The sequence below is a fragment of the Aeromonas sp. 5HA1 genome (assembly GCF_029237245.1).
Taxonomy (GTDB): domain Bacteria; phylum Pseudomonadota; class Gammaproteobacteria; order Enterobacterales; family Aeromonadaceae; genus Aeromonas; species Aeromonas salmonicida.
Genome location: NZ_JAACFW010000016.1, coordinates 62,310 through 77,276 on the forward strand (window position 1 = coordinate 62,310; position 14,967 = coordinate 77,276).

13 protein-coding genes and 1 pseudogene are annotated in these 14,967 nt (G+C 58.3%); 6 read left to right on the forward strand and 8 right to left on the reverse strand.

Features of this window, described 5'->3' with window-relative positions; all coding sequences use genetic code 11:
• Nucleotides 1-44: 44 nt before the first annotated feature.
• The 7 genes from purF to lrp all read right to left on the reverse strand — a co-directional run bounded on the left by purF (nucleotide 45) and on the right by lrp (nucleotide 9,281).
• Nucleotides 45-1,565, reverse strand: coding sequence for an amidophosphoribosyltransferase (gene purF / locus GWQ27_RS15005; RefSeq protein ID WP_005310748.1), 1,521 nt, complete (start codon nucleotides 1,563-1,565; stop codon nucleotides 45-47).
• A gap of 21 nt (nucleotides 1,566-1,586) precedes the next feature.
• Nucleotides 1,587-2,075 carry a CvpA family protein gene (locus GWQ27_RS15010; protein ID WP_005310746.1) on the reverse strand — a complete coding sequence of 163 codons (489 nt, stop codon included), beginning with the start codon at nucleotides 2,073-2,075 and terminating at the stop codon, nucleotides 1,587-1,589.
• A gap of 187 nt (nucleotides 2,076-2,262) precedes the next feature.
• Nucleotides 2,263-3,558 (reverse strand): serine--tRNA ligase, encoded by a 1,296-nt coding sequence (gene serS, locus GWQ27_RS15015; protein WP_275907673.1) that lies wholly within the window; start codon nucleotides 3,556-3,558, stop codon nucleotides 2,263-2,265.
• Nucleotides 3,559-3,913: 355 nt separating this feature from the next.
• Complete coding sequence (locus GWQ27_RS15020) at nucleotides 3,914-5,257, reverse strand: replication-associated recombination protein A (protein WP_275907674.1); 1,344 nt, start codon at nucleotides 5,255-5,257, stop codon at nucleotides 3,914-3,916.
• A gap of 118 nt (nucleotides 5,258-5,375) precedes the next feature.
• Nucleotides 5,376-5,984, reverse strand: coding sequence for an outer membrane lipoprotein chaperone LolA (gene lolA / locus GWQ27_RS15025; RefSeq protein ID WP_005310741.1), 609 nt, complete (start codon nucleotides 5,982-5,984; stop codon nucleotides 5,376-5,378).
• A 77-nt stretch (nucleotides 5,985-6,061) separates the two neighbouring features.
• Complete coding sequence (locus GWQ27_RS15030) at nucleotides 6,062-8,587, reverse strand: DNA translocase FtsK 4TM domain-containing protein (protein ID WP_234579789.1); 2,526 nt, start codon at nucleotides 8,585-8,587, stop codon at nucleotides 6,062-6,064.
• Nucleotides 8,588-8,789: 202 nt separating this feature from the next.
• Entirely contained in the window at nucleotides 8,790-9,281 is a 492-nt protein-coding gene (gene lrp / locus GWQ27_RS15035) for a leucine-responsive transcriptional regulator Lrp (RefSeq protein ID WP_005300047.1), read from the reverse strand.
• 150 nt (nucleotides 9,282-9,431) lie between these two features.
• Here lrp and GWQ27_RS15040 point away from each other — a divergent pair.
• The 3 genes and pseudogenes from GWQ27_RS15040 to GWQ27_RS15050 all read left to right on the forward strand — a co-directional run.
• Nucleotides 9,432-9,632: pseudogene (locus tag GWQ27_RS15040) on the forward strand (alanine dehydrogenase); the annotation flags it as partial.
• Between the two features lie 720 nt (nucleotides 9,633-10,352).
• Nucleotides 10,353-11,303, forward strand: coding sequence for a thioredoxin-disulfide reductase (gene trxB, locus GWQ27_RS15045; protein ID WP_275907675.1), 951 nt, complete (start codon nucleotides 10,353-10,355; stop codon nucleotides 11,301-11,303).
• A gap of 57 nt (nucleotides 11,304-11,360) precedes the next feature.
• A complete protein-coding gene (locus GWQ27_RS15050) occupies nucleotides 11,361-12,608 on the forward strand; it encodes a response regulator (RefSeq protein WP_275907676.1) in 1,248 nt (415 codons plus the stop codon).
• Nucleotides 12,609-12,710: 102 nt separating this feature from the next.
• Here GWQ27_RS15050 and GWQ27_RS15055 read toward each other — a convergent pair whose 3' ends face one another.
• Nucleotides 12,711-13,181, reverse strand: a complete 471-nt coding sequence (locus GWQ27_RS15055) for a glycine zipper 2TM domain-containing protein (RefSeq protein ID WP_275907677.1) — start codon at nucleotides 13,179-13,181, stop codon at nucleotides 12,711-12,713.
• Nucleotides 13,182-13,200: 19 nt separating this feature from the next.
• On the opposite strand from GWQ27_RS15055, the gene aat reads away from it, so the two are divergent.
• From aat to infA, 3 genes are all read left to right on the forward strand, one after another.
• The gene (gene aat / locus GWQ27_RS15060) at nucleotides 13,201-13,908 is read left to right on the forward strand and encodes a leucyl/phenylalanyl-tRNA--protein transferase (RefSeq protein ID WP_059169069.1); all 708 of its coding nucleotides are present in this window, start codon (nucleotides 13,201-13,203) and stop codon (nucleotides 13,906-13,908) included.
• Nucleotides 13,905-14,621, forward strand: coding sequence for an arginyltransferase (locus tag GWQ27_RS15065; protein ID WP_087755867.1), 717 nt, complete (start codon nucleotides 13,905-13,907; stop codon nucleotides 14,619-14,621). The genes aat and GWQ27_RS15065 overlap by 4 nt, the downstream gene beginning before the upstream one ends.
• Before the next feature lie 68 nt (nucleotides 14,622-14,689).
• Nucleotides 14,690-14,908, forward strand: a complete 219-nt coding sequence (infA, locus tag GWQ27_RS15070) for a translation initiation factor IF-1 (RefSeq protein WP_005300033.1) — start codon at nucleotides 14,690-14,692, stop codon at nucleotides 14,906-14,908.
• The last annotated feature ends 59 nt before the right edge of the window (nucleotides 14,909-14,967 follow it).

The window sequence follows — 14,967 nt, forward strand, 5'->3', positions numbered from 1 at the left end:
GGCCGCAGCCCCCATCTCATCTCTTTCATTGACAACGAAAACGTTTAACTGCCTTCGTTGAAAATTTCCAGATTGCTGGTGCCTTCCTGCCACTCACGCACCGCCTTGTTGTCATCGCTGCGCATGGCGTTCAAGTGATCCAGATAGGACTGATCCACGTCGGAGGTGACATAGTGACCGTTGAACACCGAGGTCTCGAAGTGGCGCAGCTCAGGGTTGATCTCCCGCACCGCTTCTTCCAGATCTTCCAGATCCTGGAAAATCAGGCCATCGGCACCAATCAGTGCACACACCTCTTCCACTTCCCGGCCGTGGGCGATCAGCTCGTTGGCGGTCGGCATATCGATGCCATAGACGTTGGGGAAACGGATTTCCGGTGCCGCCGAGGCGAAGTAGACCTTGGCCGCGCCCGCTTCTCGAGCCATCTGGATGATCTGCTCAGAGGTAGTACCGCGCACTATGCTGTCATCCACCAGCAACACCTTCTTGCCCTTGAATTCGGAGCTGATGGCGTTGAGCTTGCGGCGTACCGACTTCTTGCGCTGGGTCTGGCCCGGCATGATGAAGGTACGGCCTATGTAGCGGTTCTTCACGAAGCCCTGACGGTACGGCAGGTTCAGGGTATGGGCTATCTCCAGCGCCACGTCACAGGAGGTCTCCGGGATGGGGATGACCACATCCACATCGAGATCTTCCCACTCGCGCGCAATCTTCTGGCCCAGCTTGCGACCCATGTTGAGGCGGGCGGCATAGACGGAGACCTTGTCGATGCAGGAGTCAGGACGGGCGAAGTAGACATATTCGAAGATGCAGGAGCTCATCTGCGGGTTTTCCGCACACTGCTCGGAGAAGAGCTGGCCCTGCTCGGTAATGTAGATGGCTTCACCCGGTGCAACATCGCGCACCGTCTCGAAACCGATGGCGTCAAGCGCCACGCTCTCGGAGGCGAGCATGTACTCCACCTGGCCCTGCTCGTCTGCCCGACGACCCAGGATCAGCGGACGAATGCCGTTGGGATCACGAAATCCGATGAGGCCGTGACCGATCACCAGGGAGACGACGGCATAGGCGCCACGGATCTGCTGATGGGTCTTGCGCACCGCAGAGAAGATATCCTCCGGACGCAGCGCCATCTTGTCGCAGAGATCCAGCTCGTGGGCCAGCACGTTCAGCAGCACTTCCGAATCGGAGGTGGTGTTGATGTGACGACGGGCCACCTTGAACTGCTGCTCCTTGAGATCCTTGGCGTTGGTGAGGTTGCCGTTGTGGGCCAGCACCATGCCGTAGGGAGAGTTCACGTAAAAAGGTTGGGCTTCAGCGGCACTTGAGCTGCCTGCGGTGGGATATCTGACATGACCTATGCCGATATGCCCCTTCAGTCGCTGCATGTGACGCACTTCAAACACGTCCTTCACCAGGCCGTTGGCCTTGCGTTGCCGGAAGTTTCCACTGTCTATGGTCACGATCCCGGCGGCATCCTGTCCCCTGTGCTGCAACACCGTCAAGGCGTCGTAGAGGGCCTGATTGACGGGGGTGGTGCCAACTATACCGACAATACCACACATGTCTTTGCTACCTCGAAGTCACTATACCTGTTTAAGAAAACTGGATGAGTTCAACATGAACCCGAAAAACCACTGGATAACCGGTTTGAACTCGGGTACCAGCTTGGATGCCACCCACCAGTCGCTCTGGGAGAGACTGGTGAAGGTATCCATAAAAAACAGCAGGGCACTGACGATCAGCACTCCGCGAATGGCGCCAAAACAGATGCCAAGCACCCGATCCGTTCCTGAGAGGCCGGTCTTTTCCACCAGCAGCCCCACCACATAGTTCACTACCCCGCCCAGGATCAGGGTCGCCACGAACAGGGCTGCAATGGCCAGGCCGTTGCGTACCAGGGGATCGGAGAACGAGGTGAAATAGACGGCGAGATCGGGATAGAAATGGCTGGCGATAAAGAAGGCGATAAACCAGGTGACGAGCGACATGGCTTCCTTGACGAAGCCGCGCACCAGGCTGATGAGGGCGGAGAAACCGACGATGCCGATGATGGCGTAATCAATCCAGACCATAGGAAAAAGTGTCCTGCGAAATTGCGGCGCAGTCTAACAAAAACGATTGCGCAATGCTTGATAAAAATGTGTTAAATGTTCGACCGGGGGCCGGATGAAGCACTTTTTTCGGCGCCAACGCGAAGATTTGGCGCCCAAACGCACAACGCCATGGCATGGCCATGGCGTTGTATTTACGCGAGTGCGCTTAGCCTATGTGGGTCAGACCGCCCATGTAGGATTGCAGCGCCGCCGGAATGGCGATGCGGCCATCTTCCTGCTGGTAGTTCTCCATCACGGCCACCAGGGTGCGACCCACTGCCAGACCGGAGCCATTCAGGGTGTGCAGCAGCTGTGGCTTACCATCGATACGCACGCGAGCCTGCATCCGGCGCGCCTGGAAATCGGTGCAGTTGGAGACGGAGGAAATCTCGCGATAGGTGTTCTGAGCCGGCAGCCACACTTCCAGATCGTAGGTCTTGGCGGCGCAGAAGCCCATGTCACCGGTGGCCAGCGCCATCACGCGATACGGCAGCTCCAGCAGTTGCAGCACTTTCTCGGCGTGACCGGCCATCTCTTCCAGCGCTTCCCAGGATTTTTCCGGGTGAACCAGCTGCACCATCTCGACCTTGTCGAACTGGTGCATGCGGATGAGGCCCCGGGTGTCACGGCCATAAGAACCGGCTTCGGAACGGAAGCAGGGGCTGTGGGCCGTCATCTTGATGGGCAGCTCCTGCTCATCGAAGATCTCGTCACGGGCCATGTTGGTGAGCGGCACTTCGGAGGTCGGGATCAGGGAGAACTTGCGCATCTTGCCCTCGTCTTCCCCTTCGCCCTCAATCCCGGTATTGAACAGGTCCTGGGAGAACTTGGGCAGCTGGCCGGTACCGTACAGGCTGTCCGGGTTCACCAGATAAGGCACGTAGCACTCGGTGTAACCGTGCTGCAGGGTGTGCAAGTCCAGCATGAACTGCGCCAGGGCGCGGTGCAGGCGGGCAATCTGGCCCTTCATCACCACGAAGCGGGCACCGGACAGCTTGACGCCGTTCTTGAAGTCAACGCCCTTGGCCGCTTCACCCAGATCGATGTGATCGCGAACCGGGAAAGTGAACTGACGTGGGGTACCCCAACGGCGCACTTCCACGTTGTCGTTCTCGTCGCGCCCCACCGGCGTGGTCTCACTCGGCAGGTTGGGGATGGCGTCGGATATGGCTTTCAGCTGGGCCAGCAGGGCATCCAGCTCGACCTTGCTGGTCTCCAGCGCGTCGTTGATCTTGGTCACCTCGGCCTTGAGCGGAGCCACATCTTCACCACGACGGGCAGCCTCACCGATGGACTTGGAGCGGGCGTTGCGCTCGGCCTGCAGCTCCTGGGTACGGGACTGCAGATCCTTGCGTTTCTCTTCCAGAGCATTGACAGCCGCTACGTCCAGAACGTAGCCACGTGTCACCAGACGAGCAGCAGCTTCGTCAATCTCGCTACGCAGATATTTGGGATCCAGCATGGTTTACCTACTTTTTTAAAATGGGATCTGGGCCTGGGTCATCAGACCGGGCGAGAAAACAGATCCGGAAGTTAACATCGGTTGGCGCACCCCTATCGTCTTCAGCTTCGGGCCTTCAAAATCAGGCCTTCGAAATCAAGAAGATGGCATCAGGCCAAGACAAGCGGGGTCAGAGGGGCAGTGTATCAGACCGCCCCCCCGCGCGAACAGGGACTATTTATGTCGTTTTTACTGACGTTACCTGCCATGTGAGGGCAAATACGCCCCCTGCTGGCCCCTTGACGATGCAAGGCTCATATAGCACCGAGGACCACACTGCACACTTGGGCGAATGCACATCGGCTGGCTCGCACTGTCAGGTGTCCCGCTTGCGTGGGCTCTGTTTATCCAGCTCGTGGAGATAATCGAGCTTCTGGGCGATCTGCTTCTCGAGACCGCGATCCGTGGGCTGGTAGTACTGCTTGCCAGCCAATTCCGGCGGGAAATAGCTCTCCCCGGCGGCATAAGCACCCGGCTCGTCGTGGGCATAGCGATACTCGGCGCCATAGCCCAGATCGCTCATCAGCTTGGTGGGCGCGTTGCGCAGGTGCGGCGGCACCTCGAAATCGGGCAGGTTTTTGGCGTCGTTGAGCGCTGCCTTCCAGGCGGTGTAGACCGCATTGCTCTTGGGAGCGCAGGCGAGGTAGACGATGGCCTGGGCGATGGCTCGCTCCCCTTCGGCCGGACCGATGCGGTGGAAACAATCCCAGGCCGACAGCGCCACCTGCATGGCACGCGGATCGGCATTGCCCACATCTTCCGAGGCAATCGCCAGCAAGCGGCGGGCGATGTAAAGAGGATCGCAACCTGCGCTCACCATGCGGGCATACCAGTAGAGCGCCGCATCGGGGGCCGAGCCGCGAATGGACTTGTGCACCGCCGAGATGAGGTCGTAGAAGTGATCGCCCCCCTTGTCAAAGCGCGCCACATGCTCACCCACCACGGCGGCGAGCAGGGCACTGTCAATTTGCTTGTGACCGCTGCTATCTTGCTCGGCCATGTCGGCCAGCAGCTCCAGGTAGTTGAGGGATTTGCGCCCGTCACCATCCACGGCTTTGGCCAGCGCCTCCTTCACTCCGGGGGCAAAGGTGAGTGCCGGATCATTGAGACCGCGGGAGTCTGTCATTGCCTGATCGATCATGGCGAGGATGTCGTCCTCTTCCAGTCGCTTGAGCAGATAGACCCGGGCCCGGGAGAGCAGTGCGTTGTTGAGTTCGAACGAGGGGTTTTCGGTGGTGGCACCGATAAAGGTGATGGTGCCGTCTTCGATGTGGGGCAGAAACACATCCTGCTGGCTCTTGTTGAAGCGGTGCACCTCATCGACGAAAAGGATGGTGCGCACCCCGCGCCAGCTGTTCTCCTTCGCCTTGTCGATGGCGGCGCGGATCTCCTTGATGCCGGAGGTCACCGCAGAGAGTCGCTCCACCTCCGCCTGACAATAGTGCGCCATCAGTTCCGCCAGGGTGGTCTTGCCGGTACCGGGCGGCCCCCACAAAATCATGGAGTGGCAGTGACCGGCCAGGATCGCTTTGCGCAGGGGCTTGTCAGGCCCCAGGATATGCTGCTGACCTATGTACTGGTCGAGGTTTTGCGGCCGCATCCGGGCCGCCAGCGGACGAAAGTCCGACGAAAAATCCAGCGATAAATTGCTCATCTGCATTGACCATCCAGCGTCATGCCGACCGCCAGTGGCAGACAGTACGACGATAGATCCAAAGACATCATGCGGGCCGCCAGCAGGTGATGGCCCGGCGAGACATCCAAAGAGAAATTGCTCATCAGCGCTGGTCGTCCAGCTCGACCCCCTTCGGGATCTTGAAAACAAATTCGTTGCCCTTGAGCACCGGCTTGCGGTTGAAACTGCTCAGGGTGAATTCGCTCCACTGCCCCTGTGCCTCTTTCACATCGAAACGACTGATGTTGTTCTGCCTGTCGAACGTGACGCGAAAGGAGGCGATCAGCTCATCCTTGTTGCGGCTGGTAACGGTGTAGACATTCCCTTCCTGGGTCACGTCATAGTGCTTCCAGAATTTGTCGTCGTTGCCGGCGATCAGGATGAAGGGGGTATTGAGCACCGCATCCTTGAGTTTGAGGGCGGTTACCTGCTCGACGAAGGGGTCATAGACCCAGACGTCCTTGCCATCCGCTACTATCAGGCTCTCGTCCGGCGAGGTAGTGTGCCAGTTGAAACGATTCGGGCGCTGCACCAGCAGATCGCCACCGGCCTTTTGCAGCTCCTTGCCCTTGCTGTCGTAGACGGTCTGGGCAAACTTGGCGGAGAAGAGGCTCACATCGGCCAGTTTCTGCTTGAGGCTGCTGGCCGCATCCGCCCACACCTGACTGCTGGCAACCAGCAATACAGACCCTATCAACAGTTGTTTTTTCATCACGCTTTTCATGAAGACGCTCTCGATAAAAGGCCACACCCGGTGAGGGCATGGCCAGGGTAGAGGAAGGGTGAGCCTTAGTCCCGTACCGGCGGCGGTGCCAGCACATCGCGCTGACCATTGCCGCCCGGCGAGCTGACGATACCCTGATTTTCCATCTGCTCGATGAGACGAGCCGCACGGTTGTAACCAATCTTGAACTTGCGCTGCACGCTGGACGTCGAGCCACGGCGCGACTCCACCACAAAGGCCACAGCCTCGTCAAACAGGGGGTCGAGCTCTTCGTCGCCACCACCGCCATATTCGCTGCTGCCGCCCTCGCCGCCCGACTCACCGGAGAGGATCTCTTCGATGTAGTTGGGCTCGCCGCGCAGTTTCCAGTCCGCCACCACCTTGTGTACCTCGTGATCATCGACGAAGGCGCCGTGGACACGGGTGGGGTTGGAGGTACCGGCCGGCATGTAGAGCATGTCGCCCATGCCAAGCAGGGATTCGGCACCGCCCTGATCCAGAATGGTACGCGAGTCTATCTTGCTCGACACTTGGAACGAGATGCGGGTCGGTATGTTGGCCTTGATAAGACCGGTGATCACATCCACAGAGGGACGCTGGGTCGCCAGTATGAGGTGAATACCGGCGGCCCGCGCTTTCTGGGCAATACGAGCGATGAGCTCTTCAACCTTCTTGCCGACAATCATCATCATGTCGGCAAATTCGTCCACCACCACTACTATGTGGGGCAGTTTTTCCAGCTCCGGCGGCATCTGATCCATGGAGTCACCCGGGCGCCACAAGGGATCCCGCATCGGTTCTCCCTCAGCCGCCGCGGCCAATACCTTGTCGTTGTAGCCCTTGAGGTTACGCACCCCGACCGCCGACATCAGCTTGTAACGACGCTCCATCTCGCCCACACACCAGCGCAGGGCGTTGGCAGCATCCTTCATGTCGGTGACCACTTCGGTCAGCAGATGGGGGATCCCTTCGTAGACAGAAAGCTCCAGCATCTTGGGATCGATCATGATGAAACGCAGATCGTCCGGGGACGACTTGTAGAGCATGGAAATGATCATGGTGTTGACCCCCACCGACTTGCCCGAACCGGTCGTACCGGCCACCAGCAAGTGCGGCATCTTGGCCAGATTCACCACCACCGGCTCCCCTGCAATGTCCTGACCGAGCCCCATGGTAAGGGGGTTGCGGCTATCGCGGAAAGCATCGCAATCGAGAGTCTCGCGCAGGTAAACGGTCTGGCGCACCCGGTTGGGCAACTCGATACCGACGAAAGTCTTGCCCGGGATCACTTCCACCACCCGCACACTGCTGGCGGAGAGAGAGCGGGCCAAGTCCCGCGACAGGTTGGTGATCTTGCTCGCCTTCATGCCAGGGGCCAGATCCAGCTCGAAACGGGTGATGACAGGGCCCGGATAGACACCGACCACCTTGGCCTGCACGTTGTAGTCGGCCAGCTTGGCTTCCACCAAACGGCCCATACGGTCCAGCTCGTCTTTGCTCATCATCTGGGTCTTGGCGGGCGGTCTGTCCAGCAGCTCGATGCTCGGCAAAGGGGGCATGCTCAGTTGCACACGGCGTTTGGGCTTGCCCGGCGCGGCGGCAACCGGTGCGACCGGCTCACCCTCACCCTCGGCCCAGGGCAGATCGAATTCGTCATCCTCGTCATCGGCCGTGGTCAGGGCCGGCTGGCGACGGGCATTGGCAGCGGCAGCGCGCTTGGGTTTGGCCACGGGTGCCGGCTCGTCATCTTCATCATCAAACTGCGGGTCGAACTGGAAGGTATCGTCATCGAGCTCCGGCAGCCACTCATCGGAGGTTGCCTTCTGGCCCTTGGCGGTACCGTTACCCTTGGGACGACGGGTCCAGCTGGAGTGCGGCTCATCCTCGTCTTCATCATCGAGCTCGAGGGCACCGACGCCCCCTTCCAGCAAGGGATCGGCTCCCTCGTAACGGGGCTGACGCCAGCCACCGGTCAACCAGCGACCCAGTGTGGTGGGGAAGTGGTAGATGGCGCTGACCGAACCGGTACAGGTGGCGCCAATCCGCTCAACTATGGTGAGCCAGGACCAGCCGGTAAACAGTGTGATGCCGGTTGCCACGAAGCAGAGCAGCATCAGATTGGCCCCGACGCCGCCAAACAGCGGCACCACGGCGGAGGCGATCACGTCCCCCACCAGGCCACCGGCGGAAAAATTCTGCATGTCATTGAAGTTCATGCTGGCAATGGCGGACATGCCGAGCACTGTCAGCACGAAGCCGACGATGCGCACCGACAGGGTAAGATAGTCCACATCCAGCAGCCGGCTCGGACGCCAGAACAGGCTCCAGCCGAGTAAAACCACCAGGGGGGGAACCAGATAGGAGAAAGCCCCAAAGGTAAACATGGTGATATCGGCGAGCCAGGCCCCCGCGCTGCCGGCGAGGTTCTTCACCTCCCCTTGCCAGGAGGTCTGCGACCAACCGGGATCGGCAGGATGATAGGACAACAGGGCAAGCAAGAGATAGGCAGCCATCAGAGTGATGGCGATCAAGACGGCTTCGAAGATCCGTTGTGTACCTGATAAAGGAGTAAACAGCTTTTTATCGGCCAAACTCCGGCTCCTTTCTGAAAACATATAATGCGGGGGGATAAGGGGGCCTAGTATCCCTGAAAAGCCCACCGATTGTCAGCCAGTGCCTGATGGGCTGGGCCATATTCACAACCAACTCGATAAGAAGAAACGAGCGGACCGGCCGCTCGTTTCTGACTGTCGTGACTTGTCATTAGCCTGGCAAGCCACAGCATAACCCAACTCAACGGGTGCTGATCACCAGACGACTGCTCTGCTTGACCTCTTCCATCACCACATAGGTGCGGGTGTCATTGACGCCGGGCAGTCGCAGCAGGGTTTCCCCCAGCAGGCGGCGGTAGGCCGACATGTCGCTGACGCGGGTCTTGAGCAGATAGTCGAAATCGCCGGAGACCAGATGGCACTCCTGGATCTCTTCAAGCACCTGAACAGCCTTGTTGAACTGTTCAAACACATCCGGCGCACCGCGATTGAGGGTAATTTCCACGAACACCAGCAGAGACGCATCCAGATAATGAGGGTTCAGAATAGCGGCATATCCTTCGATATAACCTTGTCGCTCGAGGCGACGAACCCGTTCCAGACACGGTGTAGGACTCAGGCCAACTCGCTTGGACAACTCAACGTTCGAAATCCTGCCATCCTTTTGCAGTTCATTCAGAATGTTGCGGTCAATCCTGTCCAAATCCTTTAGCCGACTCTTAGCTTCCATCATTTTATTCCATCCTTTGGCTATTTTTTGGTAAGAATCACCAGTCATTTTATAATTATGGTCACAAATCCTGTCAATACCTGAATATGCTAGGCGCAAATGTTACGTAACCTTGAAGCAACATAAAACACCGGTCGATAGACGAGGGATAGCATGATTATCGGTGTACCTAAAGAAATAAAAAACCATGAATATCGCCTAGACATGGTTCCGGCCAGTGTACGTGAACTGACAGCACGAAACCATACTGTTTTCGTCCAAAGCGGCGCAGGAAGCGGCATTGGCTTGGATGAAGCAGATTATCGCGCTGTCGGTGCCGATATTTTGGTCTCTGCAGCAGCCGTTTTCGCCAAGACCGGATGATCATCCAGACCAGATAACTCCGCACATCAAACATGCCTGACCCGCGGGGAACATCCCCTCTTTAATCCCGTTGTGTCACCTGTTTGCATTGGGTCCCGGGCACTGGCCCTGTCAGTCAATCGCGGCCTCCTCTAAACCATCCGCCCGAAATGACCTGACGCTGCCGCCCATGGCGAAGAAAGTGGCTGAACGCATCTCTATTCATTCGAATAGCCCGCATGCTCCTCTTCTGCCTGGCTGTCTTGGCGCGCTGCTGACCGTCATCTCGCTGTTGAAGTGGTCAAGACAGGGATCAGCTGCGCAATGATGGCTCCGGGCGCCACTGCGCCAAGAGTTGTCAACCATGACCATATTGTCCGCATGAAGCCGGGTTCGGCCATCGTCGGCATGACACAGATACGGGCAAAACAAGAAGCCCCCTCACCCGTACACATCCGGTTGACGGCTTCGTCAACGAGGCAAGACCCGGCAACGCAGCCGAAATACCAGGGGGACCAAGGCCACCCCAGCGAACTCGCAAGCCACGCCCAAACTGGCGCCAGCAAATGCACTTCTCTGAGTCAGGATCCGTCCAGAATGGATCCTTTTCACCTCAAAATGAGCATCAGCCTGCACCTATCATCGATTGGCACAATCGACTCACTGACCTTTGACCCCATATCACGAATTACCTACAATCGCGCAAACTCATCACGTCTCGGAAATCACATCATGAGCCAAGTCACTCACAGCAAACTGCTGATCCTGGGGTCAGGCCCGGCCGGTTACACTGCCGCCGTCTACGCAGCCCGCGCCAACCTGAATCCTCTGCTCATCACAGGCATGCAGCAAGGTGGTCAGCTGACCACCACCACAGAGGTGGAAAACTGGCCCGGTGATCCCGAAGGTCTGACCGGTCCAGCCCTGATGGAGCGCATGAAGGCCCATGCGGAGAAGTTCGATACCCGCATCCTGTTTGATCACATCAATGAAGTGGAGCTGACCCAGCGTCCGTTTCGCCTCAAGGGCGACAGCGCCGAATACACCTGCGATGCGCTGATCATCGCCACCGGCGCCTCCGCCAAATATTTGGGACTGCCTTCCGAAGAGGCCTTCAAGGGACGCGGCGTCTCCGCCTGCGCTACCTGTGACGGCTTCTTCTATCGCAACCAGGAAGTGGCTGTGATCGGCGGCGGCAATACCGCAGTGGAAGAGGCACTCTATCTGGCCAACATCGCCAAGAAGGTGCACCTCATTCACCGCCGCGATGAGTTTCGCGCCGAGAAGATCCTGATCAAGCGTCTGCACGACAAGGTAGAGAGCGGCAACATAGTGCTGCACACCCACCAGACCCTCGACGAAGTACTGGGGGATCAGATGGGCGTGACCGGTGTGCGCCTGCGCAGCACGCAGGATGACACCACCACGGATCTGCCACTGATGGGCGTATTCATCGCTATCGGTCACCAGCCGAATACCCAGATCTTCGAGGGCCAGCTGACGATGCAAAACGGCTACCTGAAGGTGCGTGGCGGACTGGACGGCTTTGCCACCCAGACCAGCATTGAAGGGGTATTTGCCGCCGGTGACGTGGCCGATCACAACTACCGTCAGGCCATTACGTCTGCCGGCACCGGCTGCATGGCCGCCCTTGATGCCGAGCGATATCTGGACGCGCAATAAGCGCAAGGGATATAAAAGGCATGCCGTGAGGCATGCCTTTTTACGTTAAGGAGCCGGATGAAACAGAAAATATTGATTGTCGAAGATAGCATGACGATCCGTCGCATGTTGATCCAGGCCATCGCGCAGCAAACTGGCCTGGAGATTGATGCCTTCGATACCCTGGAGGGGGCACGTCACTGCCAGGGAGACGAATACGTGGTCGCACTGGTGGATCTTACCCTGCCTGATGCTCCCAGCGGGGAAGCCGTCAAGGTGCTGCTGGAGCGAGGCTTGCCAGTGGTGATCCTCACCGCCGACATCAGCGAAGACAAGCGGGAGGCCTGGCTGGAAGCAGGGGTGCTGGATTATGTAATGAAAGATTCACGTCACTCCCTGCAATACGCGGTCGGTCTGGTGCATCGCCTCTATCTCAATCAGCAGATTGAAGTGCTGGTCGTCGATGATTCACGCACCTCCCGCCACCGCACCATGGCACAGCTACGCAAGCAGTTGTTGCTGGTCCACGAGGCGAGCCATGCCCGCGAAGCCCTGACCATCCTTGAGCAGAATCCGGCCATCCGGCTGGTACTGGTCGACTACTATATGCCGGAAATTGACGGCATCAGCCTGGTGCGGATGCTGCGAGAGCGCTACAGCAAGCAGCAGCTCGCCATCATAGGGATCTCGGTGTCGGACAAACGGGGCTTGTCTGCCCGCTACCTCAAGCAAGGGGCCAACGACTTTCTCAACCAGCCGTTCGAGCCGGAAGAGTTGCAGTGTCGGGTCAGCCATAACCTGGAGGCGCTTGAGCAGTTCAACAGCATTCAGGAATCCGCCAACCGCGACTACCTGACCGGGCTTTATAACCGGCGCTACTGGTTCAACGAGGGGCAAAAGTGGTTTGAGGAGCATCAGCGCCAGCAGACGCCGCTCGCGCTGTGTGTCCTCGATGTGGATCACTTCAAGCAGGTCAACGATCACTGGGGTCATGCCATCGGCGATCAACTGCTCTGCCACCTAACCCGGTTGCTGACCCAGTTCTTCCCCGATGCCATGATTGCCCGCTTTGGGGGGGAGGAGTTTGCCCTTATGGTGCCCCATTGCACAGTGCCAGTGCTGCTCAAACGGCTGGAGGGACTGCGCCAACAACTGCGTCAGCAACCCCTGTCACGGGAGACGCCGCTGTTCGTTCGCGCCAGTTTCGGGGTGATCAATGTCGGGCGAGTCTCCATGGACGAGGCACTGAGTGAAGCGGATCGCCTGCTCTATCAGGCAAAGAACACAGGTCGCGACAAGATAGTGTCTCAGGGCCCATCTACCTGAGCTAGATGAGTTCCGTGTAGTACCGCCCGACTGGCTCCTGTCAATGGAGACCGTCGGGTTGCTCCCCTTCCCTCTTCCCTGCTTCGCTCGATGCGCCCTGTCTCAGTAGGTCTTGTCGACTCGTACCCCATCGTCGAAATAGAGGATGCGCACCTTGTCGCCGTTCATGAATACCATGGCCGGATCGTAATCCTGGATAACGTTGACCAAGCCGTTCTGCTCGTTGCGAATGAGCAGCTCCACCAGCTTGTTCTCCACCACAGTACCGCCAGACTGATACTGCTGCGCCGCAGCCGCGCCGGCCAGCGCCCCGACGGCGGTGGCAATTTCACGGCCGTGGCCGCCGCCAAACTGGTTGCCAAGCAGGCCGCCCAAAACAGCACCGCCCAGGGTTTTCCAGCCGGAATGTTCAGACTCCAGGATCTGGCGCTGGGTGATGTTGCGCACCGTCTCCACCTGGCCAAACACCACCTGATTGACGGGCCGCGCCGTGTTGCGCTCGTAAACCTGGGCCTCGGCGGGCGCAGTGACAAAGCAGAGCAAGCTGGATACTATCAGGATAATGGCCTTCATCTGTGAACCTCTTCGCCTTATGTCTCGCTATCTTACCCAATTGGATGATGCGCTGTGCTGGTTTCCCGACCCCGAGCACGCACTGGATGAACCCAACGGCCTGCTGGCGATCGGCGGGGATCTCTCCCCTGAACGATTGCTGGCAGCTTACCACAAGGGGATCTTCCCGTGGAATGAGCCCCACCAGCCGTTGCTGTGGTGGTCGCCGGATCCCAGAGGGGTCATCATCCCCGAACAGCTGCACATAGGTCGCAGCCTGCGCAAATTTATCCGCCGCACCTCATTCGATATTTCCATCAATCGCGCCTTTAATGAGGTAATAGCGGCCTGCGCCGCCCCCCGTCGCAGCGCCAGTGGAACCTGGATAAGCACGCCCATGATCGACGCCTATCGACAACTTCATCGCCTTGGTCATGCCCACTCCGTCGAGATCTGGCAGCATGGCCAGTTGCAAGCTGGCCTCTATGGCCTCTCCCTCGGCCGCCTCTTCTGCGGTGAGTCCATGTTCAGCCGCATCGACAACGGCGCCAAGCTGGCCATGGTGGCGCTCTGTCACCACTTCGCCCGCCACGGTGGCGCACTGATCGATTGCCAGATGCAGAATGATTTTCTGGCCACCATGGGGATCCAGGAGTGGCCAAGAGAGACGTTTTTGACGGCGCTGACCAAACTGAGCCGGCAGCCGTTGGCAGATAACTGCTGGCAAGCGGGGAGCATCAGCCTATGACAGAAGAAGTGATCCTAAAAGTAGGTCTGACCCCCAAGCATCAATGCAGCTATCTGGGCCATGAACAGGAGCAACTGCTGGTATTGATGGACCACAACCTGCTCAATGCCAGCGGGTATGAGCGATTGCTGACGGCGGGATTTCGGCGCAGCGGAAATGACATCTATCGGCCCCACTGCCCGGCCTGCAGTGCCTGCCAGTCGTTGCGCATTCACAGCGAACGCTTCGTGCCGAGCCGCAGCCAGAAGCGGATCCGGCAGTTGAATCAGGACCTTGAACTGGTGCTCAGCTATGACGACAAGCCCGAGTATTACCAGCTCTACGAGCGCTACATTCGCGAGCGTCACCATGACGGCAGCATGTATCCCCCCAGCCGAACCCAATACAAGGGCTTTTTGCATTGCGACTGGATGCCGCCACTTTACCTCGAAATGCGCAAGGACAACCGGCTGATCGGGGTCGCTACCACGGATCTGCTCCCCCACTCCTTGAGCGCCATGTATACCTTTTTCGATCCGGCTCACGCCGATCGCTCCCTCGGTACCTTCGCCATTCTGAGTCAGTTGGAACTGGCCAAGCGCACAGGTCGCACCTGGTTGTATCTTGGCTATCTGGTGGAGGCGTGCCGCAAGATGAATTACAAGCGCCAATACCTGCCTCACGAGCGGCTGATACAAGGGGAATGGAAAAATATCGACACCAAGCCCGAGTAAACTTTACACATAGCCTTAAATCCGGCATGATCCAGCGGATTTTTGTTGTGGCTTATCAAGAGGATTCAATGGCTAAAGAAGACAGTATTGAGATGCAGGGCACCATTCTCGAAACCCTGCCCAATACCATGTTCCGTGTGGAACTGGAAAATGGTCACGTGGTTATCGCTCATATTTCCGGCAAGATGCGCAAAAACTACATCCGTATCCTGACTGGGGACAAAGTAACGGTAGCTCTGACTCCGTACGATCTCTCCAAGGGACGTATTGTTTTCCGCTCTCGCTAAGCCAGGAATTCAGCAAAAAACCCCAACCTCTCGGCTGGGGTTTTTTGTCGCTTTCTAAC

What these genes read in the sequence shown, in the direction of transcription:
- lrp (WP_005300047.1), bottom strand. Translation starts at nt 9,281, where the DNA reads ATGATGGAAGCTAAGAGTCGGCTAAAGGATTTGGACAGGATTGACCGC.
- GWQ27_RS15055 (WP_275907677.1), bottom strand. Translation starts at nt 13,181, where the DNA reads ATGAAGGCCATTATCCTGATAGTATCCAGCTTGCTCTGCTTTGTCACT.
- serS (WP_275907673.1), bottom strand. Translation starts at nt 3,558, where the DNA reads ATGCTGGATCCCAAATATCTGCGTAGCGAGATTGACGAAGCTGCTGCT.
- infA (WP_005300033.1), top strand. Translation starts at nt 14,690, where the DNA reads ATGGCTAAAGAAGACAGTATTGAGATGCAGGGCACCATTCTCGAAACC.
- GWQ27_RS15020 (WP_275907674.1), bottom strand. Translation starts at nt 5,257, where the DNA reads ATGCAGATGAGCAATTTATCGCTGGATTTTTCGTCGGACTTTCGTCCG.
- lolA (WP_005310741.1), bottom strand. Translation starts at nt 5,984, where the DNA reads ATGAAAAAACAACTGTTGATAGGGTCTGTATTGCTGGTTGCCAGCAGT.
- aat (WP_059169069.1), top strand. Translation starts at nt 13,201, where the DNA reads ATGTCTCGCTATCTTACCCAATTGGATGATGCGCTGTGCTGGTTTCCC.
- trxB (WP_275907675.1), top strand. Translation starts at nt 10,353, where the DNA reads ATGAGCCAAGTCACTCACAGCAAACTGCTGATCCTGGGGTCAGGCCCG.
- GWQ27_RS15050 (WP_275907676.1), top strand. Translation starts at nt 11,361, where the DNA reads ATGAAACAGAAAATATTGATTGTCGAAGATAGCATGACGATCCGTCGC.
- purF (WP_005310748.1), bottom strand. Translation starts at nt 1,565, where the DNA reads ATGTGTGGTATTGTCGGTATAGTTGGCACCACCCCCGTCAATCAGGCC.
- GWQ27_RS15065 (WP_087755867.1), top strand. Translation starts at nt 13,905, where the DNA reads ATGACAGAAGAAGTGATCCTAAAAGTAGGTCTGACCCCCAAGCATCAA.
- GWQ27_RS15010 (WP_005310746.1), bottom strand. Translation starts at nt 2,075, where the DNA reads ATGGTCTGGATTGATTACGCCATCATCGGCATCGTCGGTTTCTCCGCC.